Source organism: Ramlibacter alkalitolerans (assembly GCF_016722765.1).
Classification (GTDB): Bacteria; Pseudomonadota; Gammaproteobacteria; order Burkholderiales; family Burkholderiaceae_C; genus Ramlibacter; species Ramlibacter alkalitolerans.
Window position 1 is genome coordinate 165,001 of sequence record NZ_JAEQND010000009.1, and the last position, 24,080, is coordinate 189,080.

At 70.3% G+C, this 24,080-nt stretch carries 19 protein-coding genes (1 of these 19 running past the window's edge); 8 read left to right on the top strand and 11 right to left on the bottom strand.

The window, feature by feature from the left end:
- The 3 genes in view from JI746_RS17330 to galK are tightly spaced (each overlapping or abutting the next) and all read left to right on the top strand, a layout consistent with a single transcriptional unit that may run on beyond the window.
- A protein-coding gene (locus JI746_RS17330) for a glycoside hydrolase family 2 protein (RefSeq protein ID WP_201691268.1) crosses the window boundary here: on the top strand, nucleotides 1-1,740 show its 3' portion. 42 nt of this gene lie to the left of the window's left edge; 1,740 of the gene's 1,782 nt are visible here — the last part of the coding sequence; the start codon falls outside the window, past its left edge; it ends in the stop codon at nucleotides 1,738-1,740.
- On the top strand, nucleotides 1,740-2,825 hold the full coding sequence (gene galT, locus JI746_RS17335) for a galactose-1-phosphate uridylyltransferase (RefSeq protein WP_201691269.1): 1,086 nt from the start codon (nucleotides 1,740-1,742) through the stop codon (nucleotides 2,823-2,825). Before JI746_RS17330 ends, galT begins: the two co-directional genes overlap by 1 nt.
- A complete protein-coding gene (gene galK / locus JI746_RS17340; protein ID WP_201691271.1) occupies nucleotides 2,822-3,877 on the top strand; it encodes a galactokinase in 1,056 nt (351 codons plus the stop codon). The genes galT and galK overlap by 4 nt, the downstream gene beginning before the upstream one ends.
- A gap of 158 nt (nucleotides 3,878-4,035) precedes the next feature.
- On the opposite strand, the gene JI746_RS17345 is transcribed toward galK, so the two are convergent.
- From JI746_RS17345 to JI746_RS17355, 3 genes are all read right to left on the bottom strand, one after another.
- The gene (locus JI746_RS17345; protein ID WP_201691273.1) at nucleotides 4,036-6,222 is read right to left on the bottom strand and encodes a sugar nucleotide-binding protein; all 2,187 of its coding nucleotides are present in this window, start codon (nucleotides 6,220-6,222) and stop codon (nucleotides 4,036-4,038) included.
- Nucleotides 6,223-7,428 carry a UDP-galactopyranose mutase gene (gene glf / locus JI746_RS17350; protein WP_201691275.1) on the bottom strand — a complete coding sequence of 402 codons (1,206 nt, stop codon included), beginning with the start codon at nucleotides 7,426-7,428 and terminating at the stop codon, nucleotides 6,223-6,225.
- 66 nt (nucleotides 7,429-7,494) lie between these two features.
- Nucleotides 7,495-8,691, bottom strand: a complete 1,197-nt coding sequence (locus JI746_RS17355; RefSeq protein WP_201691277.1) for a glycosyltransferase — start codon at nucleotides 8,689-8,691, stop codon at nucleotides 7,495-7,497.
- Nucleotides 8,692-8,831: 140 nt separating this feature from the next.
- Between JI746_RS17355 and arfA the strand changes: the two genes are divergently transcribed.
- The 4 genes from arfA to JI746_RS17375 all read left to right on the top strand — a co-directional run bounded on the left by arfA (nucleotide 8,832) and on the right by JI746_RS17375 (nucleotide 12,463).
- Entirely contained in the window at nucleotides 8,832-10,391 is a 1,560-nt protein-coding gene (gene arfA, locus JI746_RS17360) for an arabinosylfuranosidase ArfA (RefSeq protein ID WP_201691279.1), read from the top strand.
- Nucleotides 10,373-11,308, top strand: coding sequence for an aldose 1-epimerase (locus JI746_RS17365; RefSeq protein ID WP_201691281.1), 936 nt, complete (start codon nucleotides 10,373-10,375; stop codon nucleotides 11,306-11,308). The genes arfA and JI746_RS17365 overlap by 19 nt, the downstream gene beginning before the upstream one ends.
- 70 nt (nucleotides 11,309-11,378) lie before the next feature.
- Entirely contained in the window at nucleotides 11,379-11,648 is a 270-nt protein-coding gene (locus tag JI746_RS17370; RefSeq protein WP_201691282.1) for a hypothetical protein, read from the top strand.
- A 5-nt stretch (nucleotides 11,649-11,653) separates the two neighbouring features.
- Nucleotides 11,654-12,463 carry a phytanoyl-CoA dioxygenase family protein gene (locus JI746_RS17375; RefSeq protein ID WP_330893023.1) on the top strand — a complete coding sequence of 270 codons (810 nt, stop codon included), beginning with the start codon at nucleotides 11,654-11,656 and terminating at the stop codon, nucleotides 12,461-12,463.
- Nucleotides 12,464-12,474: 11 nt separating this feature from the next.
- Here the strand turns inward: JI746_RS17375 and JI746_RS17380 are convergent, their stop codons facing one another.
- The 7 genes from JI746_RS17380 to JI746_RS17410 form a co-directional block, all read right to left on the bottom strand.
- Nucleotides 12,475-14,397, bottom strand: coding sequence for an MDR family MFS transporter (locus tag JI746_RS17380; RefSeq protein ID WP_408004110.1), 1,923 nt, complete (start codon nucleotides 14,395-14,397; stop codon nucleotides 12,475-12,477).
- Between the two features lie 218 nt (nucleotides 14,398-14,615).
- Nucleotides 14,616-16,577, bottom strand: coding sequence for a cytochrome c/FTR1 family iron permease (locus JI746_RS17385; RefSeq protein WP_201691284.1), 1,962 nt, complete (start codon nucleotides 16,575-16,577; stop codon nucleotides 14,616-14,618).
- A 105-nt stretch (nucleotides 16,578-16,682) separates the two neighbouring features.
- Nucleotides 16,683-18,164: an NCS1 family nucleobase:cation symporter-1 gene (locus tag JI746_RS17390; protein WP_201691286.1), complete on the bottom strand. Its 1,482-nt coding sequence runs from the start codon at nucleotides 18,162-18,164 to the stop codon at nucleotides 16,683-16,685.
- An 84-nt stretch (nucleotides 18,165-18,248) separates the two neighbouring features.
- The gene (locus JI746_RS17395; RefSeq protein ID WP_201691288.1) at nucleotides 18,249-19,472 is read right to left on the bottom strand and encodes a M20 family metallopeptidase; all 1,224 of its coding nucleotides are present in this window, start codon (nucleotides 19,470-19,472) and stop codon (nucleotides 18,249-18,251) included.
- On the bottom strand, nucleotides 19,469-21,277 hold the full coding sequence (uraD, locus tag JI746_RS17400) for a 2-oxo-4-hydroxy-4-carboxy-5-ureidoimidazoline decarboxylase (protein WP_201691290.1): 1,809 nt from the start codon (nucleotides 21,275-21,277) through the stop codon (nucleotides 19,469-19,471). Before uraD ends, JI746_RS17395 begins: the two co-directional genes overlap by 4 nt.
- Before the next feature lies 1 nt (nucleotide 21,278).
- Nucleotides 21,279-22,223 carry an allantoinase PuuE gene (gene puuE, locus JI746_RS17405; RefSeq protein WP_201691291.1) on the bottom strand — a complete coding sequence of 315 codons (945 nt, stop codon included), beginning with the start codon at nucleotides 22,221-22,223 and terminating at the stop codon, nucleotides 21,279-21,281.
- The gene (locus JI746_RS17410; RefSeq protein WP_201691292.1) at nucleotides 22,220-22,885 is read right to left on the bottom strand and encodes a GntR family transcriptional regulator; all 666 of its coding nucleotides are present in this window, start codon (nucleotides 22,883-22,885) and stop codon (nucleotides 22,220-22,222) included. The genes puuE and JI746_RS17410 overlap by 4 nt, the downstream gene beginning before the upstream one ends.
- 77 nt (nucleotides 22,886-22,962) lie before the next feature.
- On the opposite strand from JI746_RS17410, the gene uraH reads away from it, so the two are divergent.
- A complete protein-coding gene (gene uraH / locus JI746_RS17415) occupies nucleotides 22,963-23,319 on the top strand; it encodes a hydroxyisourate hydrolase (protein WP_201691293.1) in 357 nt (118 codons plus the stop codon).
- 158 nt (nucleotides 23,320-23,477) lie between these two features.
- Here uraH and JI746_RS17420 read toward each other — a convergent pair whose 3' ends face one another.
- Nucleotides 23,478-24,002 carry a hypothetical protein gene (locus JI746_RS17420; protein ID WP_201691294.1) on the bottom strand — a complete coding sequence of 175 codons (525 nt, stop codon included), beginning with the start codon at nucleotides 24,000-24,002 and terminating at the stop codon, nucleotides 23,478-23,480.
- Nucleotides 24,003-24,080 lie beyond the last annotated feature (78 nt).

Consider the following 24,080-nt stretch of genomic DNA (forward strand, 5'->3'; position numbering starts at 1 on the left):
TGGACCAGCCTCAACGGCAAGTGGCGCTTCCGCTTCGACGACGACGCGAGCATCGCAAGCCCGTCGGACATCGACGATTGGCCCCTGGAGATCGAGGTGCCCTATCCGCCGGAGTCCAGGGCGAGCGGCCTGGGTGACCGCGGCTTCCACAAGGTCTGCTGGTATCAGTGCGACTTCGAGGTGAAAGCGGCCGCCGACCGGGTGATCCTGCACTTCGGCGCCGTCGACTACGCCGCGCGCGTCTGGATCAACGGCCACCTCGCCGCGACGCACGAGGGCGGCCATACGCCCTTCTGGGCCGACATCACCGACATGCTGCGCGAGGACGGACGCCAGACGGTCACCGTGCGCGCCGAGGACGACCCGCACGACCTGGCCAAGCCGCGCGGCAAGCAGGACTGGCAGCTGGAGCCGCACTCGATCTGGTATCCGCGCACTTCCGGCATCTGGCAGACGGTGTGGCTGGAGCGCGTCGGCCGCAGCTTCATCGACAAGATCCGCTGGACGCCGCGGCTCGAGGGCTTCGCCATCGGACTGGAGGCCCGCATCGGCGGGGTGCAGCACCAGGACCTGTCGCTGGAGCTGGAGCTCAAGCACGGCGACCGCTTGCTCGCCCGCGACCGCTACCGGGTGGTCGACGGCGAGGTCGACCGCTACGTGGTGCTGTCCGATCCCGGCATCGACGACTTCCGCAACGAGCTGCTGTGGAGCCCCGAGCGGCCGACGCTGCTGGACGCCCGGCTGCGCCTGTGGCTGGACGGCAAGATCGTCGACGAGGTGCAGTCGTACACGGCCCTGCGTTCGGCCAACGTGCTGCGCGACCGCTTCATGCTCAATGGCCGCCCCTACGTGCTGCGCATGGTGCTGGACCAGGGCTACTGGCCCGACACGCTGCTCGCCTCGCCGAGCGACGAGGCCCTGCGGCGCGACGTGGAACTGGCCAAGGCGATGGGTTTCAACGGCGTGCGCAAGCACCAGAAGATCGAGGACCCGCGCTATCTGTACTGGGCCGACCGGCTGGGCCTGCTAGTGTGGGAGGAGATGCCCTCGGCCTACCGCTTCACCCGCTCGGCCATCAAGCGGACGATCCGCGAGTGGAGCGAGGCGATGGACCGCGACTACAGCCATCCCTGCATCATCGTGTGGGTGCCCTTCAACGAGTCCTGGGGCGTACCGGAACTGCCCTCGGTGCAGGCGCACCGGCACGCGGTGGAAGCGATGTACCACCTGACCAAGACGCTCGACCAGACGCGGGCGGTGATCGGCAACGACGGCTGGGAGTCTTCCGCCACCGACATCATCGGCATCCACGACTACGACTCCAACCTGGACCACATCCGGCACCGCTACGGCCCCGAGGTCGAGCCCGAGAAGCTGTTCGACCGCCGCCGCCCGGGGGGGCGCATCCTCACGCTCGACGGCTATCCGCACCAGGGCCAGCCGATCATGCTGAGCGAGTTCGGCGGCATCTCCTTCCAGGCGCGCGCCGAGGAAGGCGTGCGCAAGATCTGGGGCTATACGGCCGTCGAGGACGCGGAGACCTTCGCGCGCCTCTACGAGGACCTGTTGAACACCATCATCGACACGCCCCTGTTCAGCGGCTTCTGCTACACGCAGTTCGCCGACACCTTCCAGGAAGCCAACGGCCTGCTCTACGCCGACCGCACGCCCAAGATCCCGCTGGAGCGCATCGCCGCCGTCACCTCCCGCTCGCGCACCTACATCCCCGGAGGCGTCTGATGCACGCGCTGGAGCTGACCAAGCCGGACGGCCGCCGGATGACCCTGTATGCGCGGGCGCCGCTGGACGCCGGCCTGCAGGCGCCCAGCCCGTTCCCCGATCCGCTCACCGGCGGCGCGCACCTGCGCTGGCACGTGCTGCGCGGCGAGTGGGTCACCTACGCGGCGCACCGCCAGGGCCGCACCTTCCTGCCGCCGCCCGAGTACAACCCGCTGGCGCCCACGACCGATCCGGCGAATCCGACGGAGGTGCCCGCCGGGGCCTGGGACATCGCCGTGTTCGAGAACCGCTTTCCGTCGCTCGGTGGCGTGATCGCACCGCCGCCGGAGCTGATCGTGCCCACCGCGCCGGCCGAGGGCCGCTGCGAAGTGGTGGTGTTCACGCAGGACCGCGAGGCCTCGCTGGGCAGCCTGCCGCTGTCGCACATCGCGCTGCTGTTCGAGGTGCTCGGGGACCGCACGCGCCGGCTCGCCGCCGAAGGCTCGATCCACTACGTGCTGCCGTTCGAGAACCGCGGCGCCGAAGTCGGCGTGACGCTGCACCACCCGCATGGCCAGCTCTACGCCTATCCCGTCGTGCCGCCGGTGCCGGCGCGCATGCAACAGGTCGCCGCCGAACACTTCGCCGCGCACGGCCGCGGCGTGCTGGAGCAGCACATCGAGGCCGAGCGGCGCGAGGGCACGCGCATGCTGTACGAGGGTCCGCACGCGGTGGCCTTCGTGCCGGTGTGCGCGCGCTATCCGTATGAAGTGTGGGTGGCGCCTATTCGCCCGGTGGAAGGTTTCGCCTCGCTGGACGATGCGGTCCGGGCCGACCTCGCCCGGGCGCTCAAGACCGTGCTGCTGAAGTTCGACGCCCTGTGGCAGCGGCCGCTGCCCTACCTGATGGCGTGGTACCAGGCGCCCACCGACGGCCAGCCCCATCCCGAGTCGCACCTGCATGCGCAGATCTGGCCGCCCTACCGCACGCGCGACCGCCTGAAGTACCTGGCCGGCACCGAGCTGGCGGCGGGCTTCTTCGCGATGGACGCGCTGCCGGAGGAAAAGGCGCGCGAACTGCAGCAGGTCGAGGTGCACGTCGCATGAAGCCGGCCGACCCTCCCATGCAAGCTGCCGAGGCGCTGGCGGAGGCGCCCGGGCGCGTCAACCTGCTGGGCGAACACACCGACTACAACGACGGCTTCGTGCTGCCGGTGGCGATCGCGCAGCGCACGCGGGTGGCGATGCGGCGCAACGGCGGCACGCAGTTCACCCTGCGCGCAGAGGAGCTGGGCGCTTCGGTGCGTTTCTCCCTCGATGCGCCGCCGGGCGAGCACTTCGCCAGCTACGTCTACGGCTGCCTGGTGCTGGCGCGTGAACAGGGCGCGGAGATCCCGGGCCTGGACATCAGTGTCGGTTCGAAGGTGCCGATCGGCGTCGGCCTGTCGTCGAGCGCGGCCCTCGAAGTCGCGACGCTGCGCTGCCTGCGCCAGCTGCTGCACCTGGACTTCGATGACGTGCGCATCGCGCAACTGGCGCAGCGGGCCGAGATCGAATACGCGAAGGTGCGCTGCGGCATCATGGACCAGATGGCGTCGAGCCTGGCCGCGACCGATCGCGCGCTGCTGATCGACACCCGCTCGCTGCAGCGCCAGGACGTGCCGCTGCCCGCCGGCAGCGCCGTGCTGGTGCTCGATTCGGGCGTGGCGCGCTCGCTGGCGGCCAGCGGCTACAACCAGCGCCGGGGCGAGTGCGAGGAAGCGGCGCGGAGATTGGGCAGGGCGTCGCTGCGGGACGTCGAACGGCTGGAGGAGCTCGAGGTCCTGCCGGATTTGCTGAAGCGGCGCGCCCGCCACGTGTTCACCGAGAACGCGCGCGTGCTGCAGGCGGCGCGGGCGACGGATCCACAGTTGTTCGGCGAGCTGATGAACGCGTCGCACGCCAGCCTGCGTGACGACTACGAAGTCTCGACGCCCCAGCTCGATGAACTGGTCGCGTTGCTGCAGGCGCATGCGGGGGTGTACGGCGCGCGGCTCACGGGCGCCGGCTTCGGCGGTGCGTGCGTGGCTCTGTGCCGCGCGGAGGCGGTGCAGCAGGTGGCGGACGAGGTGTTGCAGCGATATCGAGGCGCGGGGCGCCAGCTGGTGCCGGCCGCATGAGGCGGTGGAATTTGTAAGCTGGCGGTGGAGCGCCAGCGAAACCCCAGCGCTTCCCGCATCACCATCCACAGCGCTGGGGTTCCGGCGCTTCGCGCGTCACCACCAGCCTACGCAGACCCGCGCCGACGGTGTCAGGCCACCGCCGCGATCCAGCATCCTCACGTCAACACCGGCGCCTCCACGTTTGCATGCGTCGTGCGCGCGAGCAGCGCCGTCTCTTCCAGGTAACGCGCCAGCGCGTGGGCCAGCGTGGGCATGACCAGCCCGCGCTCGCTCGAGAGCGCCGCATACGCGGGGCGCCTGGCCGTCTGCGCCAGCAGCGCGCCCGGCAGCGCCTGCACCAGGCCCGCGTCGAGCCCGGCGAGATCGGCCGCCGTGCAGGCCAGTTCGGCCCAGCTCAGCGCGCCCTGGTTCGCCAGGTGCCAGAGGCCCTGCTCGCCGTCGATCAGCAGGTCCAGCGTGGCGTGCACGAGGTCCGGTACGTAGGTCGGCGACACGATCTGGTCGGCGGCGGCGGCCCAGGTCTCGCCACGCCGCAGGGCCGCCAGCGCCAGGGTCACGAAGTTGTGGCGGTCCCAAGGGCCGAAGAAGGCGGAGGTGCGCACCACCAGGGATTCCGGTGCCACCGTCAGCACCCGCTGTTCGGCCTCTCGCTTGGCGCGCCCGTACGCATTGAGCGGCCGGGCCTCGTCGCCCTCCACGTAAGGAGTTTCCTTGGTGCCATCGAACACGAGGTCGCTGGAGAAGGTCACCAGCCGTGCGCCGTGCCGGGCGCAGGCGGCGGCCAGCAGCGCCGGGCCCACCGCGTTCTCGCGCCACTGGCGCTCGTCGCCTTCGGCTTCGTCGACGCGCACGTAACCCGCCGTGTTGATCACCGCCCAGGGCTGCCAGTGCTTCAGCGCCCGCTCCACCGATGCGGCGTCCGTGATCTCCAGGTCGGCGCGCCTGAGCACCTGGTGCGGCAGGCCGCGCGCCTCGCACAGGCGGGCGAAGGCCTGCCCCAGCGTTCCGGTGGCGCCGGTGATCAGCAAGGGGCGTCCGCGCACCGGGGACGTTCGCAGTTCGTCCAGCGGGGGGTGCTTGAGCCGCACTTCGCGCTGCCACCAGCCGGGCGCATCGAGCGCCGGATGGTCCGGCGCCCGGCCGCTGGAGAGCTGGCGGGCCAGCTTCACCAGCGCGGTGGGGCGCGGCGGCGTCGATCGCACGTCCCACAGCCCCGGCTCGTAGTGGCCGTCGTCACGGGTCACGAGGCTGTTCCAGTCGAAGCTGCCGAAGGCGGCCCAGCAGGTCAGCGCGCGTACCGGCAGGCCTTCGGCGCGAAGCTTCTCGGCCGCGACCCAGGCCTGGTGCAGCCACCGGAGCTGCTCCTCCCGGCTGCAACCGATGTGCACTTCGGTGATGGCAGTGGGGCGGCCGTAACGCTCGCAGGCTTCGCGCAGCCGGGCCTCGAAGCCGCCGATGAAGGCGCCGCTGACCCGCACGGTCTCGACATCGGCGTAGCGGTCGCGGCCGTTGCCGCCGACCAGGTGCGGCGGATAGAGGGCGATGCGCTCGTCGAGGAAGCGCTCGCTGGTCACGTAGCTGTTGATGCCGACGATGTCCGGCGGGCACGGCTCCTCGAGCAGCGCGCGCAGTTCCTGCTCGCTGGCCCCGAAGTCGCGCAGGTAGCCCCACATGCCGTGTCCGGGCGTCACCCGGCCGGCCAGCAGGTCGAAACTGAGCCAGCGGCGCAGGTTCTCGAAGTCGGCCTGGTAGCGAAGGTGCGCGCTGCTGGTGGTGAGGCCCAGGTCCTCGGTCTGCACCAGCTGGGCTTGCGGATTCACTTCGCGCACCGCACGCATCGCGAGCACCGTGCCGTGCACCTGGTTCAGGAGCGCCCGCACGAAGCTCCTGTCGTCGGCCTGGTGCGGATACCAGATGCCGTACAGGCCGCTGAAGCGCGCGGTGGTCAGGGGCTCGTTGACCGGCGTATAGGCCTCGATCTGCGGATAGCGTTCGGCCACGCTGCGCGCGTACCGGGCCAGCTGCCGTGGGAATTCCGGGTCGAGCAGGTCGGTCCAGCGCGGCCCGCTGCCGTGGTGCAGCAGGCCCGCGATGGGCGCCACGCCCAGCTCCGCCAGCCGCGCGATGCGCGGATCGCTCCAGCTCCAGTCGAACTGGCCTGGCGCCGTCTCGGTGCGCTCCCACACCAGCGGAAAGCGCATGCGCGCGATGCCCAGGCTGGCCAGCCGGTCCAGGTCATCGAGCCGCTGGGAGAACCCGCTGCGCGCGACCTGGTCGAGGAAACGCTCGCCGACGCGGTTGAAGGTGCATTCCGCGCCGGCCCAGAGTTCGACTCGCCGCATTCAGCGGCCCACCGGTGCTGCCGACAGGTTCAGCCCGGCTTCCGCGCGTTCGCATTCGGCCTGCTGCAGGCGCTTGAAGGTCGCGAGCGCCTGCCCTACGACCTGGTCCATGTTGTAGTAGCGGTAGGTCGCGAGCCGGCCGACGAAGGTGACGTTGGGCGTGGCTTCCGCCTCCGCCTCGTAGCGCTTGTACAGCTGCGCGTTCTGCGGTTGCGGCACCGGGTAGTAGGGGTCCCCTTCGGCGCAGGGGTACTCGTACACGACCGAGGTGGTGGGGTGCTTCTGCCCGGTGATGTGCTTGAACTCGCTGATGCGGGTGTAGCCGTAGTCGTTCGGGTAGTTGACCGTCCCGACCGGCTGGAACTGCTCCTGCGGCACGTTCACGTGCTCGAAGCGCAGGCTGCGGTACGGCAGCTTGCCGTACTTGCAGTCGAAGTAGGCGTCGATCGGGCCGCTGTAGATCATGTGCGTCCAGGGCACCACGTCGACGATCTCGCGGTAGTCCGTGTTGGTCATCACCTTGATGTTCGGGTGGTCCAGCATGCGCTCGAACATGCGGGTGTAGCCGTGCCGGGGCATGGCCTGGAACTTGTCGGCGAAGTAGCGGTCGTCGCGGTTGGTGCGCGTCGGCACGCGGGCGGTCACGCTGGCATCGAGCTCGGAGGGATCGAGGTCCCACTGCTTGCGCGTGTAGCCGCGGAAGAACTTGTTGTACAGCTCGCGGCCCACCTTGCTCACCACCACGTCCTCGGAGGTGCGGATCTCCTCCTTCTTCTCGGCCACCGACTCGAAGAACTTCTCCACCTCGAACGACGTGAGGCTCAGGCCATAGAGCTTGTTGATGGTGTCGAGGTTGATCGGCATCGGCACGAGTTGCCCGTCGACGCTCGCCAGCACCCGGTGCTGGTAGGGCCGCCATTCGGTGAACTGCGACAGGTACTGGAAGATGTCCTCGGAATTGGTGTGGAAGATGTGCGGGCCGTAGGGATGGATCAGCACGCCGTGGTCGTCGTAGCGGTCGTAGGCGTTGCCGCCGATGTGCGGGCGCTTGTCGACGATCAGCACGCGCTTGCCCATCACGTTGGCCAGGCGCTCGGCCAGCACGCTGCCGGCGAAACCGGCGCCGACGATGAGGTAGTCGAAACCGGCGCGGCCGGGCACGGTGGCGGCGGCGGCGCGGGCCAGGTCTTGGCTGATCTTGTCCATGGGAAGGCTCCGGTGATGCTGCGGGAGCGGCGCAGGCCGGCCAGGCGCCGGCCCGGCCGTCGGGATTCAGTTGGCGGCGACGCGGCTGGCGGCGGCGCGGGCCGAGGTTCCGGCCGCGCGTGCGAGTTCGGCCGCGATGTTGGCCACGGCCGGGAGTTCGTTGGCCTCGCGCGCGGCCTGTGCCTGCTCGATCAGCTCGATCATGGCCGCCGCCGTCGCGTCCCAGGAGGTGCGGCTGATCACGTCGGCCAGTGCCTTCGCGTGGGCCTGCTGCTGCTGCGGCGTGCGCGCCAGGATTTCCTCGCAGGCGGCCACGAAGCCCGCAGCGTCGCTGCGGATCGGCACCACGTGGCCATACGGCTCCACCACGTCGCGGATGGCGGTACTGATGGAGGGCTTGCCGCAGGCCATGTATTCCAGCGTCTTGGTCGGGCTGATGAAGCGCGTCGACTCGTTCAGCGCGAAGGGCAGCAGGCAGACATCCCAGCCGTTGATGAAGGCGGGCAGGTCCTGGTAGGACTGCTGGCCCAGCCAGTGGATGTTCGGTCGCTGCGGGCGCGAGTCGGGGTCGATCTTGACCGTGGGGCCCACCATGACGATCTGCCACTCGGGGCGCGCGTCGGCGACGCCGGCGATCAGGTCCAGGTCGATGCGTTCGTCGACCACGCCGCAGTAGCCCAGGCGCGGGTGCGCGATCTGCTGCTGCAGCGGGTGGTCGCCGGTGCCGCTGCGAAAGTGCAGGGCGTCGACGCTGCTCGGGAAGCAGTGCACGTTGGCGTGGCGGTGCTTCTTGGCGTTGTAGAGGCTGCGCCCGCCGGTGAAGACGACGTCGGCCACGCGCAGCAGCGCCGTCTCCTGGTCCAGCAGCTCGGGCGGCGCGCCCTTGAACGCCGAGAGCTCGTCCATCACGTCGAAGATCATCCCTTCCGGCTCCAGGTGGTCGGCCATGGGCAGCGCCATCGGCGTATAGAACCAGATCCAGTAATCGTCGATGCGCTGCCTCGCCATGCACTGCGCCACCAGCTTCTGCAGCACCGCCTTGTGCGCCGGATGGAATCCATGCTCGCTGCCGCGCAGGTGCGGGCGCCAGACCTCCACGCCGGGGGCCGCCACGATCTGTTCGATCCGGTCTTCCCCGGATCCCGGTACCGGTTCCTCGATGAAGATCACCGGCCACCGCTGCGCCACCCGCGACAGCACGTGCTGCGGACGTTGGTAGACGAAGTTCCAGCGGAGGTGAGAGAACACGAGGAGGGATTTCATGCAGCCCATTGTGGAGAAGGAGAGCGCGACCTTTGGGCCCCGGAACCCTGCTGACGGTATCGTCCTACGCTGGTCCGCAATGGCTTCTGGCGAGCAGTAGCGCTGCGAGCCTCAGCCGCGAAGGCAACATCGCCGGCGCGATGATCCAAACCCGTCTGGTCCTCGACCGCGACTTCGTGATTTCGGAGCTGGACCGGCGCGTCTTCGGCGCGCTGGTCGAGCATGTCGGCCGCTGCGTCTACACGGGCCTGTACGAACCCGGGCACCCCAATGCTGATGCGCAGGGCCTGCGCACCGACGTGCTGGCGCTGGCGCGCGAACTGGGCGTGACCATCGTGCGCTACCCCGGCGGCAACTTCGTTTCCGGCTACGACTGGGAAGACGGTGTCGGCCCGCCCGGGCAACGGCCGCGCCGGCTCGATCTCGCTTGGCAGTCGACGGAATCCAACCGCTTCGGCACCGACGAGTTCATCGCCTGGTGCCGCGCGGCGCAAGTCGAACCGATGCTCGCAGTCAACCTCGGCACGCGCGCGGCCGACGCGGCGAGGCGGCTGGTGGAGTACTGCAACCATCCGGGTGGCACTGAACTGTCCGAACTGCGCCGCCGCCACGGCCACGCCGCGCCACACGACGTGCGCTTCTGGTGCCTGGGCAACGAGATGGACGCCCCCTGGCAGATCGGCCGCAAGCCGGCGGACGCGTACGGGCAGCTGGCGCGGGAGACGGCCAAGCTGATGCGCCAGGTCTCGCCCGGCCTGCGGCTGACCGCCTGCGGTTCCTCCAATCGCGAGCTGCCCAGCTTCGGCGCCTGGGAGCACGAGGTGCTGGACGCCTGCTTCGACGAGGTCGACTTCCTCTCGGTGCACGCGTACTTCGAGAACCCGCACCGGGACAGCACCGAGTTCCTGGGCAACATCGATCGGATGGACGCGCACATCCGCGAGGTGGCCGCCATCGCGGATGCGGTGGCCGCGCGGCGGCGCTCGCAGCGTCGCATCATGATCGCCGTCGACGAGTGGAACACCTGGTACAAGGCGCGCTTCGGCGCCCATGCGCACCAGCCCGACTGGCCCGAGGCGCCGCGGCTGATCGAGGAGGTCTACACCTTCGAGGATGCGCTGGCGGCGGGCGGCGCGCTCTCGGTGCTGATGAACAACGCCGACCGGGTGAAGCTGGCGTGCCTGGCACAGCTGGTCAACGCGATCGGCGCGATCCGCACCGAACCGGGCGGGCCGGCCTGGCGGCAGACGATCTTCCATCCGTTCGCTCTCGCGGCGCGGCATGCGCGCGGGCTGGTGTTGCGGCCGGTCGTGCGGGCGCCGGCGCGCAGTGGCCGCACCGTCCCCGACATGCCGTTGCTCGTGGCCAGCGCCACGCACGATCCCGCCACCGGCGCGACGGCGATCTTCGCGCTCAACCGGGAGCTCGTGCAGGAACAGGAGCTGCAGGTGGAGCTGCGCGGTTTCGCCGCGGACCGGGCGCTCGCGGCGGCCTTCGAACTGCACCATCCGGACCTGCAGGCGTGCAACACGCAAGCGCAGCCGGATGCCGTCGCGCCGCGCAGCCATGTGCGCGTGCGCGTGGAGGAGGGCGGATTGCGCGCCGTGCTGAGGCCCGGCTCCTGGAACGTCTTCGTGCTGCAAGCGCCCCACGCCGCTTCGCAGGCCGGCACAATCGACGCATGCCCTCCGATCCCCTAGTCGCGCTGCGCGCGGGCGAGCTGCGACTCGTGCTGGCCCCTGCGGCGGGAGGCTCGATCGCCAGCTTCACCCGGGCCTGGAACGAGGGCGGGCGCGAACGCGAACTGCACTGGCTGCGCCCGGCCAGCGAAGAGGGCCTCGCGCGGCGCAACCCACTGGCCATGGCGAGCTTTCCCTTGCTGCCGTTCTGCAACCGCATCCGCGACGGGCGCGCGAGCTTCGAGGGCCGCGAGATCCGCTTCCCGCCCAACCACCCGGCCGAGCCCAGCCCGCACCCGCTGCACGGCATCGGCTGGCTGCGGCCGTGGACGGTGGAATCGGCCAGCGAACGGCAGGCGGTGCTCACCCTGCAGGTGGACGCGAGCGAGGCCTGGCCCTGGGCCTTCTCCGCGCGCCAGGTCTACAAGCTGGAACCGGAGGGCCTGCAGGTGGAGATGACGCTGGCCAACGAGGACCATGCGACCATGCCGGCGGGCATCGGCCACCATCCCTACTTCCCGCACACGCCGGGGACGCGCATCACCAGCCCGACGCGCGCCATGTGGCGCGCCGATGCCGAGGTGCTGCCGACGGGCCTGGACGAGGGCGGGCCGGTGCCGCTGCTGCGCGAAGGCGTCGAGCTCGCGCAGCTGGACCTGGACAACAACTTCGTCGGCTGGGAACGCACGACCCGCATCGACTGGCCGGCCGATGACGCCGGGCCGGCGCGCAGCCTGTGGATGGAGGCGCAGCCGCCGCTGGACTACTTCGTCCTCTATTGCCCGCGGCAGTATCCGTTCTTCTGTGCCGAACCCGTGAGCCAGTGCACCGACTGGCTCAACCTGCAGGCGCACTACGAGGCGCAGGTGCTGGGTGGCACGCGCATCCCGCCGCGCGAGAGCCTGGGCGCGCGCTTCACCTTGCGCCCTTCGCTCTGAGCCCACGGCCTACCCGCATGTCGGCGGCGAGCCGACACCGCGCTGGGGCGGGCCTGCGCCCAATCGCTGGATGGACCGCTGGAAGAACTTCCCCACCACCGAGCATCCGCCGGTGCCCGGCGCGGCCGATGCGCAGGCGCCGCTCGGACCGCACCCCTCGTACGACGACGTCCTCGACGTGGCCGTGCAATACACCTTCCCCTGCAGCGACCCGATCGCCGTCGCCGAAAGCTGCACGCCGGCCGGCCGCGCCCTGCACCCGGAGCGCGAGGAAGGGCAGCCGAAGGGACCGGGCATGACACCCGGCCACGGCGAGCCGGTGACGGGCAAGGAGGGCTGAAGGACGTGGCGCCGGACGCAGCCGTGCGCGCGCTGGTCGAGGACGGCATCACGGCGTGCAAGGGCGCTTTCCCGCGCGCCTGGGTCGAGGACCTGCGCGAGGACATGATGACCGCCTTCTGGGACGCGATCCAGCGCCCCGGCGGTGCGGTGGGCCGCGGGCCGCGGCGCTGGTATGTCGAGGCGCATCCGCAGGCCTTCCGCGGCTTCGTCGACCTGGTGACGCATCCGTGGATCACGGCCCTGTGCGAAGCGGTGCTCGGCCCCGACTACGAGATCGTCGAGATCGGCCTGGACGTGCCCTTCCAGGGCGCGCAGTACCAGCCGTGGCACCGCGACTTCCCGGCGCCGCCAGCGTCCTATGAGCAGCACCGGATCACGTCGCTCGCGTTCAACCTCACGGGCGTCGACGTCACGCCCGACATGGGCCCGCTGGAGGTGGCGCACGGCACGCAGTGGGAAGCAGGCCTGGACTGGCAGGCCGGGATGTTCCCGCCGGACAGCGAATTCCCGCGCTACGAGGCGCGCGCCGTGCGCAAGTATCCGCAGGCGGGGGACGTGAGTTGCCGCTCGGCGCTGACGATCCACCGCGGCACGGCGCACGGCTCGCCGGTCGCCCGGCCGGTGCTCGTGCTTGGCGTCGATGCGCCCGGCGCCGGCCATGCGGCGCTGCACGACCTGACGGTGACGCCGGACTTCCATGCGGCGCTGCCCGAGAGCGTGCGCCGGCACCTGGTCTGCCGGGTGGTCGACCGGCTGGAGCCCATCGTGCAGAAGCACCAGATCGAGGGCTTGGCGATGGGCGCGAAGGCCTGAGCGCGAGCCGCTCAGGCGACCTGGCGCGCGGCGGGCAGCAGCTGCGGGCCGACGCGGCGCAGCAGCTCCGCGAGGTCGGACTGGTGCTGCGGCGACCACTCGGCGAACAGCGCTTCGAGGTGCTTGCGCCGGGCCTGCACGACCTTCTCCAGGCTGGCGCAGCCGGCCCGCGTCAACTCCCAGCGGCCGGAGGGCTCGCGCAGCACCAGGCCCTTGCCGGCCAGCGCCTGCGCGCCGCGTTCCAGTTCCTCCAGCGAGAAAGGTGAGACCGGCTGCAGCTCCGCCAGCCGTGCATGCGGCGCTTCGTTCAGGCGCAGCAACAGCCAGGCGGCCTCGGGCGCCAGTGCCAGCCCGGCGCGCTGCACCACCAGTCCGACGTGGTGGCGGCGCAGGTCGCGGTCCATCACGGTCGCCAGGCCGCGCAGCAGTTCCTCGTCGGGCTCGGTGGCACGCGGCATGGCCATCGCCTGGCCGAGTTCCTCGCCGACATCGCCACTGGTCGCAGCGAGCGTCTCGCGCAGCGGCCGTGCGGGGAGCAGCCAGCTGAGGGCGAAACCGATCAGCGCGATCACCGCCGCGACGCGGAACACCAGGGCCATGGCCTGCGTGAAGACTTCGGCGTAGCCGGCACGCGCCGCCGCCGGCATCTGCGTGACCTCCTGCAGGTTGGGCATGTCCGCGCCGGCCGGCAGCCCGTGCGTCACCGCCAGCACGAACACCGCCCCCAGCACCGCGGTGCCCACGGCGCCGCCGATGGAGCGGAACAGGGTGCTGCCGGCGGTGGCGACGCCGAGGTCCTGGTACTCCACCGCGTTCTGCACCGCGATCACCAGCACCTGCATCACCAGCCCGATGCCCATTCCGAGCAGAAGGGCCATCACCAGCAGGAAGGGCAGCCCGCCATCGGCGCGCACGAACGACAGCGCGAACAGGGCGCAGGTCATGAGCGCGGTGCCGATGATCGGGAAGTGCCGGTAGCGTCCGGTGCGGCTGATCCACTGGCCCGAGACGATCGACGACAGCAGCATGCCGGCGATGAGGGGCAGCATCTGCAGCCCCGCCGCGGTCGGCGTTTCGCCCTTGGCCACCTGCAGGAAGATCGGGATGTAGGTGACCGATCCGAACATCGCGAAGCCGACCACCAGGCCGACGCCGCAGGCGACCTGGAAGGCGCGCTGGCGGAACAGGCGCAGCGGCAGGATCGGTTCTGCGGCGCGGCGCTCCACCAGTGGAAAGGCGATCAGCGCGAGCACGCCGACCACTGCGGCCGCCGGCAGCCAGGCGGAGTTCCAGGCCTCGCGCGAGGCCCCGACGTCGGCGACCAGCACCACCGCGGCCAGGCCGACGGCCAGCAGCACGGCACCGGCGTAGTCGATGCGCCGCTTGCCGGTGGCCGGAGCGGAGGGCAGCGTGGCAGCGACGAGGCCCAGCGCCACCAGGCCCAGCGGCAGGTTCAGGTAGAAGATCCAGCGCCACGACAGATGGGTGGCGAAGTAGCCGCCGATCACGGGGCCGGCCGCGCTGGCCAGGCCGAACACGGCGCCGAACAGGCCCTGGTAGCGCCCGCGCTCGCGCGGCGGCAGCAGGTCCGCGACGACCGCCATCGCCGTCACCATGAGGCCACCGCCGCCGACGCCCTGCAGGGCGCGGAACACCACCAGCTGCGTCATGTTGCGGCTCAGGCCGCACAGCGCGGAGCCGACGAGGAAGATCACCACCGAGATCTGCAGCATGCGCTTGCGGCCGAACAGGTCGCCCAGCTTGCCGTACACGGGCGTCACCACCGTCTGCGCGAGCAGGTAGGCCGTCACCACCCACGACAGGCGCTCCAGTCCGCCCAGTTCGCCGACGATCACCGGCAGCGCCGTGCCGACGATGGTCTGGTCCAGGGCGGCCAGCAGCATGGAGATCAACAGCCCGCCGATGGCGGGCATCACATTGCGCGGGGACGAGGGAGCAGCCGGCTCGGCAGCGCCGGCGTGGGTTCGAGGTGCGGTAGCCACGCGGGGCAGGGTAGATGAGCCGATGCGCCTGCGACGTAGGACGTGTGCGGCAACAGGCGAAGAACAGGTTCTGCGACGTTTTTGGCGACGTTTCGTAACGCTCCGCGCGTCCTGGTGCGGCCCAGAGGCCACCGAGTCCGAAGCGCGCTTCAGTGCGCCTGCGAGCGCACCCCCCCACGCCGGCTCGCCAGCACCGTCACCGCGATCAGCACCAGCACCAGCGCCTGTGCGGCCAGCCCTTGCGCGTTGGGGTGGATGCCGAGGATGGGGACGGAAACGAAGGCCGCCGGCGTGGACTGGAGGATGCCGGCTTCCTGCAGCGCGGCCACGCCGTTGCCGACGAAGACGACCGCCATCACCACCAGCAGCGCGGAGGTCACGGTGAAGAAGGGGCCGATCGGCAGCCGCGCGCTGTACTTCAGGATCACCCACGCCAGTGCCCCCAGCAGCGCCATCGCCGCGGCGATGCCGGCGAGCACGGGCGCGTGCCCCTCGGGCCCGGCCTGCGCCCACAGCGTCTGGTAGAACAGCACGATCTCGAACAGCTCGCGGTACACGGCCAGGAAGGAGATGCCGGCCATCGCCCAGAGCGTCTGCTTGCCCAGGGCCGCCGTGACGTGTTCGCGGATGAAGGCCTGCCAGGCCTGCGCGTACGAGCGCTTGTGCAGCCAGAAACCGACGTACAGCAGCATGGCGGCGGCGAGCAGGGCCGAGATGCCTTCGGTGAGTTCGCGATTGGCGCCCGTGATCTCCCACAGGTAGCTGGCGACGACCCAGGTGGCCAGCCCCAGCAGCACGGCGCCTATCCAGCCGGCGTGGATGTAGGGCAGGGCATCGCGCCGGCCGGTCTTGACGACGAAGGCGATGATGGCCGCCAGCACGAGGATCGCCTCCAGGCCCTCGCGCAGCAGGATCAGCAGCGAACTGACGAAGGCCGCTTCGGTGGATAGCGCGTCGCCGGACAGGCGCTCGCCGGCGCGCGCCAGCAGCGACTCGATCCGGTCCACCTGCGCCGCCACCGCTGCCGCCGGCTGGCCGGTGTCGATGGCGGAGCGCAGGGCCATCATCTCGCGCTCGGTCTCGGTGCGCAGCGGGGCGTCGATGTTGTCCAGGCTGGCCTCGATCAGCTCGAAGCCTTCGAGGTAGGCGGAGATCGCGAGCTGGCGCGCACCGGCGGCGTCGCCGCGCTGGTAGGCGGCCAGGGATTCGCGCAGTTTCGCGCGGGTGAAGTCCAGCGGCGCCGGGCGGGCGGCTTGCAGGGCCTCCGGATGCGCCGTGAGCCAGGCCCGCACGGTGTCCAGCGCCGGGCCGCCCTGCTGGCGGACGTCGCGCGGCGCCTGCGTCACCAGGGCGCGCAAGGTGCCGAGCTGCTCCTTGCCCTTGCCCTCGCGCCACAGGGCTTCACCCTGGCGCAGCGCTTCCTGCGGCGTGCGCAGGGTGCCGGCGAGGAAGGCGAGCGCCCAGCGGTCCGCCTCCGGCAGCTCGGTGAAGGCGCGCATCGGCGTGCCCGCCACGCCGAGGGTGATGGTGTTGTAGAGGCCGTAGAGGCTGCGCTGCTCCATGCGCGCGGCGTCGTGGAAGTTGCTGGGCGCCGGCTCCATGCCCTTGGCGGCCGGACCGTCGCCGCGGCCTTCGGCGCCGTGGCAGGCCGTGCACTGCGCCTGGAAGATGGCCTGCGCCCGGCGCAGGTCCGGGGCCTGGCGCGGCGCCGTCGTCAGCTTGTAGATGCGCACCAGGTCCGCCATCACGGTGCGCGCCTGCGCGGCGACCTCCGGGCCGGCCGCCTTGGCATCGACGCGCGCCAGCAGCTCGCGGCCCTTGGCCAGCAACGCCGGCTGTTCGGGCTTGGCCGGAAGCTGCGCCAGCAACGCCAGCGAGCGCGCCACGAATTCGCGCTGCTCCTGGTATTCGCTCTCGTCCGCCACCTTGCCGTCCTTCACCGCTTGCGGATAGTCGACGCTGACGTAGTCCAGCATGTGGATCACCGTCTGCGCCTGTTCCTCGCTGGCCTGGGCGTGGACGGCGGGACTGAGGATGCACGCCAGGAGCAGGGCTGCGAGCAGCCGCAGGCAGGCAGCAAGGAGGGGCGGAGCGCTGTGGGATGGATTCATGGCGGTGGACGGAGCGCCGCCGTCGGCGGCCCCGTCACCGCATCATAATGCGAATTATTCGCATCTGAGAGACCGGCCACGATGGCCGGTCATTCCGCCGCGACCTCAGGCGCTGCGCGTGATCTCGTCGGCTGCCACTTCCGGCAGCATGCGCAGGGCCCAATAGGCGCCGCCGCCGATCGCCACGCCGAAGAACCAGCCGTACAGCCCCCACCACGCGGGCAGCAGGTTGCTGAAGTTCGGCAGCACGGTGGAGAACAGGATGCCGACCCCGGCGGCCACGAGTGCCTTCACGTGCCAGCCGCCCTGGTAGCGGTAGCGGCCGTGCTCGCGGTACAGGTCGTCGACGTGGATCCTGCCGCGCGCGACGAGGTAGTAGTCCACCATGATGATCCCGAACAGCGGCCCCATGGTGGACCCGATGGCGCCCACGAAGCCGGCGGCGCTGCCTTCCCAGGGCGCGAAGGGATACAGCACCAGCGCGATCAGGGCCGCGATGTAGCCGCCGCGGTTGAAGCTGATCGCACGCGGGAAGGTGTTGGAGATGTCGAAGGCCGCCGAGACGAAGTTCGCCACCACGTTGATCCCCAGCGTGGCGACGCAGAAGGTCAAGGCAGCGATGGCGGCCAGCAGCCAGCTGTCGAAGCGGGCAGAGATCTGGTCGGGATGGATCAGCACCTCGCCATACACCTTGAAGGCCGCGATGGTCGTCACGCCGGCGACCAGCGAGAACAGCAGCAGGTTCACCGGCAGGCCCCACAGGTTGCCCTGCTTCACCGCCCGCTCGTCCTTCGCGTAGCGGGTGAAGTCACAGAAGTTCAGGTACAAGGCCGCGAAGTAGGTGATCCAGACCGCCGCCACGGCCAGCAGCGAGGTCAGGGAGCCCGGCGTGCCGGGAACGCCTGCGTCCTTCGTCTTTTCCAGCAGCACGTCCTGCGGGATGCCGCTGGTGAAGGAGAAACCGCCCGCCTTGACGACGAGGCCGATCGCCAGCACCAGCATCGCAAGCCAGACGCCCGGGCCGGCCCAGTCCTGGAAGCGGCGCACCGTCTCCATCCCGCGCTGGATGATCAGCAGCTGCAGCGCCCAGACCACCACGTAGCAGATCACCTCCAGGCCCGAGTGGCCGAGGAAATGCACGTCCTTGTGGAAGGCCATCATGTCGGGCGAGCGCGTGAGCAGCGCCACGATCGCGCCGGAGGCGGCCGCCGTCTGCGCGCCGTACCAGAAGCAGGCGACGATCGCCCGCACGATGGCCGGGAAGTTCGCGCCCCACACGCCGAAGGAGGCGCGCGCCAGCACCGGGTAGGGCACGCCGGTGCGGGCACCCGCCAGGCCGACCAGCGTCATCAGCAGGTAGATGACGAGCGAGCCGATGCCGATCGCGAGCACGAAGTTGAGGAAACTCCCGCACAGCAGGAAGAGGCTCGCGGCGAGGTAGTAGCCCCACAGGCTGTGGACGTCGGAGGTCCAGACGTTGAAGATGCTGAAGGCGCCCCATTTGCGCTGGGCGGGCGTGGTCGGTGCCAGGTCCTCGTTGGTCAGCCCGGGACTGTAGGCCTTCGCGTTCCATTCGGGGTGTTCCATGCATGCTCCTGGTGTGGATCTCCCAATCCGACGCCATCCCCGGAGGCGCGTTCGCGTGCCGGCAGTGTGCTGGCAATCCCCGCTTCAGCGCAAGAGGTCCAGCAGCGTGCGCGCGACCACCTTGGTGGCGCGCCGCAGGTCCTCGAGTTGCAGGTGTTCGTCGGCGCGCTTGGCGTTGGACTCGAGCACGGTGCGCGGACCGGCCCCGTAGATCACGCCCGGGATGCCCGCTTCGCCGTACAGGCGCACGTCGGTGTACAGCGGCGTGCCCATCGCGGCGATGTCGACGCCGAACAGTTCCTTGCCATGCTTCTGCAGGGCCGCCACCAGCGGCTGCTGGCCGGCCGTGGGCTGGAGCGCATTCGCCAGCAGCAGGCGCTTGATGTCGACCGTGATGCCGGGGCTCTGCGCCGCCGCGTCGGCGATCGCCTGCCGCACCGCGGCCTCCACCTGCTGGGGGTTCTCTTCCGGGATCATGCGGCGGTCCAGCTTGAAGACCACCTTGCCGGGCACGACGTTGGTGTTGGTGCCGCCCTCGATGCGTCCGACGTTCAGGTACGGATGGTTGATGCCGGGCACGCCGGAGCGCAGTTGCCGGTACTGCGCGTTGAGCGCATAGAGCGCGTGCAGGATCTTCACCGCCGCCTGCAGGGCGTCGACGCCGGTGTCCGGGATCGCCGCGTGCGCCATCCGGCCGTGGACGGTCACCTCGAGCTGCAGGCAGCCGTTGTGCGCCGTCACCACCTCGTAGCTGAAACCGGCCGCGATCAGGAGGTCGGGCTTCGTCAGTCCCTTCGCGAGCAGCCAGCGCGGGCCGAGTTCGCCGCCGACTTCCTCGTCGTAGGTGAAGTGCAGTTCGATGCTGCCGTTCAGCGGGACCTGCAGCGCCTCCAGCGCGCAGACGGCGAAGGTGTAGCTGGCGAAGTCGCTCTTGCTCACGGCCGCGGCACGGCCGTAGATCCGGCCGTCTTGGATATCGCCGCCATAGGGGTCGTGGGTCCAACCTTCGCCGGGCGCGACCACGTCGCCGTGCGCGTTCAGCGCGATGGTGCGGCCCGCGCCATAGCGACGGCGCACGATCAGGTTGGTGATGGACTGCAGGCCGCGCGCCTTCACTTCGGCTTCCGGCACCGGGTGCCGTTCCGCCGCCATGCCGATCTCCTCCAGCAGTTCCGCCGTGCGCTCGGCATGCGGCGCGTTGTTGCCGGGGGGCGTGTCGGTGGGCACGCGCACCAGCTGCTGCAGGAAGCGCACTTCCTCGTCGAAGTGCGCGTCGATCCAGGCGTCGAGCCGTTGGTAGTCGTTCATTGCATTTCTTCCGCGAGCTGCGCGAGCAGGTGCTGGAACGCCCGCACGCCGAGTTCGATGTCGTCGCTGGTGCTGGATTCCAGCGGGTTGTGGCTGATGCCGGCGTTCTGGCCGCGCACGAACAGCATCGCCTGCGGCATCACGTCGTGCAGCTTCATGGCGTCGTGGCCGGCGCCGCTGGGCATGCGGTGCAGCGGCAGGCCCAGCGAATGCACCGCGCCTTCCCAGCGGGCCTGCCAGGGCGCTGCGCTCGGCGCCGCGGCGGCGCACATGGTCTCCTCGACGCTGGAGCGCAGCCCGCGGCGCTCGCAGATCTCCTGCAGCTTCGCGAGCACGTCGGCCACCAGCGCGTCGCGCTGCGGGTCCTGCGGCGCGCGCAGGTCGAGCGAGAAGACGCAGCGCCCCGGCACCACGTTGATCGATCCGTTCGGCACTTCGAGGATGCCGATGGTGCCGACCGAATCGCCGTCGCGTGCCGCGCGCTGCTCGATGAAGAAGGCCAGTTCCCCGACGGCGACGGCAGCATCGCGCCGGCGGTTCATCGGTGTCGTGCCGGCGTGACTGGCCATGCCGGTCACCTCGCACAGGTAGCGCACGCCGCCGTTGATGGAGGTGACGATGCCGAGCGGCAGGTCCAGCTCGTTGAGCACGGGACCCTGCTCGATGTGCACTTCGACGAAGCCGAGGTAGCGTGCCGGGTCGCGCTTCAGTGCCGATATCGCTTCCGTGCTCGCCGGCAGGCCGGCTTCGCGCATGGCCTCGCGCATCGTGATGCCCTGTGCATCCTTCTGCTCCAGCCAGCGTGCATCGAAGTGCCCCGTCAGCGCACCGGACCCCAGGAAGGTGGCCTTGTAGCGCTGGCCTTCCTCCTCCGCGAACCCGACCACCTCGATCCCGAAGGGCAGCCGCCGGTCGGCGCGGGCGAGTTCGCGCACGCAGGCCATCGGCGTGAAGATGCCGAGCCGCCCGTCGTACTTGCCGCCGTTGCGCACCGTGTCGTAATGCGATCCCGTCAGAAGGTATCTCGCCCCCTCCCCCTCCGGGGGAGGGCTGGGGTGGGGGCGCTCCGGTGCATACCTTCCCACCACATTCCCCACCGCATCGATCGCCACCTCATCGAACCCGCATTCCCTCATCGTCTCCGCGATCTCCTGCGCCGCCGCCCGATGCGCCGGCGTGAGGTACGTGACCGTCAGCTGCCCCTTCTCCGCGTAGCCCGGATCGCTGTGGCGCGCCAGGCTTTCCTGCCAGTCCCACACCAGGTTGCCCAGCGCCGGATCGACGCCGAACTTGTCGTTCAGCCGCAGTTCCACGATCCGGTGGATGTTGCGCAGCGCCTCGGCGCGCTCGAACTCCGGGTGGTTGTCCAGCCGCCGCGCGAAGGTCTCGATGATCTGCGCGCGCGTGAGCCCGGTGCCGCGCGGCCCGCGCACTGCGAGGATGAAGGGAAAGCCGAAGCGCGCGTTGTAGTCCGCATTGAGCTGCTGGATGCGCGCGAATTCCTCCGGCGTGCAGTCGCTCAGCCCCGCCTTGCCCTGCTCGTGGGTCGACTCGCTGGTGAGCGTCTTCGCCACCATGGCCTTGCCGGCGAGTTCCGGGTGGGCGCGGATCAGCGCCAGCTGCCTTTCGATGCCGGCTTCGCGCACGATGTCGGCCATCGCCTGCTTCAGGTGCCCGAGCGAGCGGAAGGGCCGCTGGGCCAGGGCCGCCTCCGCGATCCAGGGCGAGTGCTCGTAGAGGCCGTCGAGGAGGCGCGCCGCCTCGGCGCCGTCGGCGGCGTTGATCTGTTCGAGGGTGATGGCCAACTCAGGCCTCCTTGCAGGGGTGCACCTGCTTCCAGTGCCGGGCGATATCGATGCGGCGGCACACCCACACGCGGTCGTGCCGCGCGATGTGGTCGAGGAAGCGCTGCAGCGCCACGATGCGCCCGGGTCGCCCGAGCAGCCGGCAATGCATCCCGACGCTCATCATCTTCGGCGCCGCGTCGCCCTCGGCGTAGAGCGCGTCGAAGGTGTCGCGCAGGTACTCGAAGAAGGGATCGGCATGCGAGTAGCCCTGGGGCAGGGCGAAGCGCATGTCGTTGCAGTCGAGCGTGTACGGCACGACGAGGTGGTCCACCGTGCTGCCGTCGGTCTTGCGCACCTTCATCCAGAACGGGAGGTCGTCGCCGTAGTAGTCGCTGTCGTATTCGAAGCCGCCGTAGTCCGCCACCAGCCGGCGGGTGTTGGGGCTGTCGCGGCCGGTGTACCAGCCCAGGGGCCGCTTGCCCGTGAGATTGCGCAGGATCTCCATGCCGATGCGCATGTGCTCGCGCTCGGTCGCCTCGTCGACGTTCTGGTAGTGGATCCACTTCCAGCCGTGGCAGGCGATCTCGTGCCCGAGCTCGATGCAGGCGTGCGCCACTTCGGGGTAGCGCTCCAGCGCCATGCTGACGCCGAACACGGTGAGGTGCAGGCCGCGGCGCTCGAACTCGCGCAGGATGCGCCAGACGCCGGCGCGCGAACCGTACTCGTAGATGCCCTCCATGCTCAGGTGCCGGTCGGGGAAGGCGGGCGGGTTGAACATCTCGGACAGGAACTGCTCCGAGCCGGCGTCGCCGTGCAGCACGCAGTTCTCGCCCCCTTCCTCGTAATTGAGCACGAACTGCACGGCGATGCGCGCGCGGCCGGGCCACTGGGCATGGGGTGGGTTGCGGCCGTAGCCGGCGAGGTCGCGGGGATAGGGCGCGGTGCTGTCGTAGAGGGCGTTCATGCGAGTGCGAGGGCGATGTCGTGGGTGGGCACGGGGCGGTCGAAGGCGAGGCTTTCCTCCACGTGGAGCAGGTGTTCTTCCATCAGCTTGACGGCGCGCTTCTCGTCCCGGGCGGCGAGCGCCTTGACCAGCTCGACGTGCTCCTGCTGCGAATGCGCCGCGGCCGCCTCGCGCTGGTACATCAGCGCGATGAGCGAGCTGCGCGAGACCAGGTCGCGGATGATCTGCGTGAGCACGGCGTTGTCCGTCAGTTCGGCCATGCGGACGTGGAAGTCGCCCAGCAGCTGCGAACGTTCGCCGGCGTCGCGGCCCTCGACCGCCGCCTTTTCCTGCGCGATGTGCTCGCGCAAGGCGCGGATCTTCGCCGGGGCCGGCTGGCGCAGGAATTCGCGCACCATCTCCGCTTCCAGGATGCGGCGCACCTGGAACACCTGGCGTGCCTCCTCCACCGTGGGCGCCGCCACGAAGGCGCCGCGCGCCGGCTCCATGCGCACCAGGTGCTTCTGCGCCAGCTGGAACAGCGCCTGCCGCACGAGGGTGCGCGAGACGCCGAAGTGGTTCGCCAGCTTCTGCTCCGCCAGCTTGGTGCCGGGCTGCAGCCGATGTTCGACGACCGCGCGCGTCAGCGCATCGACGATGGTGCGGGTGGGGGACGCCTCCATCGCGGCATGATAGCGACGCACCGGCAAAGTGTATACACTGCCGTCCACAATCTGCGTTTGCAGAGGGGAAGAGCGCAATGGGCCTGAGCACGCACGTCCTTGACACCATGCACGGCACGCCGGCCGTGGGCATGGCCGCGGAGCTGTACGCGACCGGCGGCGCCGCCGGCCCGGCCCTGGTGAAGCGCTTCGTGCTCAGCGCCGACGGGCGCAACCCGGACGGTCCGCTGTTCGACAACGCCAACCTGAAGAAGGGCACCTACCGCCTGGTGTTCGATGTCGCGGCCTACTTCCGCGGCCGCGGCGTGACGCTGCCCGATCCGCCCTTCCTCGACCGCGTGACGCTCGACTTCGGCATCGCCCACGAGGACCAGCACTACCATGTGCCGCTGCTGGTGAGTCCGTGGAGCTATTCGACGTACCGGGGCTCGTGATCGGCCTCGCGTCATCCGCGCGTCGGCCTCCCCCGTCATCCGCGCGTCGGCCTCCCCCGTCATCCCCGCGGAGGCGGGGATCCAGAGCTTCCCCAACAGAAAAGCGGCCGCCGGCCGCTTCCCTGGGCCCCCGCCGGCGCGGGGGTGACGGCTTCAGTTCAGTCCTGCCCCTCCGTCAGCGTGTCCAGCTGGAAGTGCCCGCTCTTGTGCCACAGCCAGGTGTCCGTATAGACCACCTTGCCCAGGCGCGCGGGAACGGGGAAGGGTGCCGCCTTGCGCACCGTGCGCTCGATCTCGGCGATGACTTCCGGCGCATGCCTGGGCGCGCGCAGCCAGTTCATGTTGCGCACGTTGCCCTGGCCGTCGACTTCCACCTGCAGCACGCCGATGGCGTACAGCATGGGCGGCATGCGCCCCTTCCAGATCCGCTCGCTGTTCTGGCCGTAGATGTGGCTGGCGGCGTCCTGGCGGTAGGCGCGCGCGTTGGTCGCCATCGAGGTCTTGATGATCATGCCGGGGGTGGTTGCGACCTGCGGTGCGGGCGCCGGCGTCCTGCCCGCGGAATGCGGCCCGACGGCTTGCGGCGCGTCCGGCGGCAGCGGGGTGGCGGTGCAGGCAGCGAGCACGGCGGCAGCGCCGAGCAGCGCGGGGATCAGGGGACGCAGGGCAGGTCGATACTTCATGGAGGCTCCTGGCGGGAGAGGCACGCCGGCGGCGTACCGCGGCCATTACAACGGGGCCGCGGGGCCCAATGATGACCT

Excerpts from the sequence above, each read along its gene's own strand:
- JI746_RS17410 (WP_201691292.1), bottom strand. The coding sequence starts at position 22,885 with ATGGAGGCGTCCCCCACCCGCACCATCGTCGATGCGCTGACGCGCGCG.
- JI746_RS17395 (WP_201691288.1), bottom strand. The coding sequence starts at position 19,472 with ATGAACGACTACCAACGGCTCGACGCCTGGATCGACGCGCACTTCGAC.
- JI746_RS17345 (WP_201691273.1), bottom strand. The coding sequence starts at position 6,222 with ATGCGGCGAGTCGAACTCTGGGCCGGCGCGGAATGCACCTTCAACCGC.
- galT (WP_201691269.1), top strand. The coding sequence starts at position 1,740 with ATGCACGCGCTGGAGCTGACCAAGCCGGACGGCCGCCGGATGACCCTG.
- JI746_RS17355 (WP_201691277.1), bottom strand. The coding sequence starts at position 8,691 with ATGAAATCCCTCCTCGTGTTCTCTCACCTCCGCTGGAACTTCGTCTAC.
- JI746_RS17390 (WP_201691286.1), bottom strand. The coding sequence starts at position 18,164 with ATGGAACACCCCGAATGGAACGCGAAGGCCTACAGTCCCGGGCTGACC.
- glf (WP_201691275.1), bottom strand. The coding sequence starts at position 7,428 with ATGGACAAGATCAGCCAAGACCTGGCCCGCGCCGCCGCCGCCACCGTG.
- JI746_RS17385 (WP_201691284.1), bottom strand. The coding sequence starts at position 16,577 with ATGAATCCATCCCACAGCGCTCCGCCCCTCCTTGCTGCCTGCCTGCGG.
- JI746_RS17380 (WP_408004110.1), bottom strand. The coding sequence starts at position 14,397 with ATGCCCGCCATCGGCGGGCTGTTGATCTCCATGCTGCTGGCCGCCCTG.
- arfA (WP_201691279.1), top strand. The coding sequence starts at position 8,832 with ATGATCCAAACCCGTCTGGTCCTCGACCGCGACTTCGTGATTTCGGAG.
- JI746_RS17420 (WP_201691294.1), bottom strand. The coding sequence starts at position 24,002 with ATGAAGTATCGACCTGCCCTGCGTCCCCTGATCCCCGCGCTGCTCGGC.
- JI746_RS17365 (WP_201691281.1), top strand. The coding sequence starts at position 10,373 with ATGCCCTCCGATCCCCTAGTCGCGCTGCGCGCGGGCGAGCTGCGACTC.
- galK (WP_201691271.1), top strand. The coding sequence starts at position 2,822 with ATGAAGCCGGCCGACCCTCCCATGCAAGCTGCCGAGGCGCTGGCGGAG.
- uraH (WP_201691293.1), top strand. The coding sequence starts at position 22,963 with ATGGGCCTGAGCACGCACGTCCTTGACACCATGCACGGCACGCCGGCC.
- puuE (WP_201691291.1), bottom strand. The coding sequence starts at position 22,223 with ATGAACGCCCTCTACGACAGCACCGCGCCCTATCCCCGCGACCTCGCC.
- JI746_RS17370 (WP_201691282.1), top strand. The coding sequence starts at position 11,379 with ATGGACCGCTGGAAGAACTTCCCCACCACCGAGCATCCGCCGGTGCCC.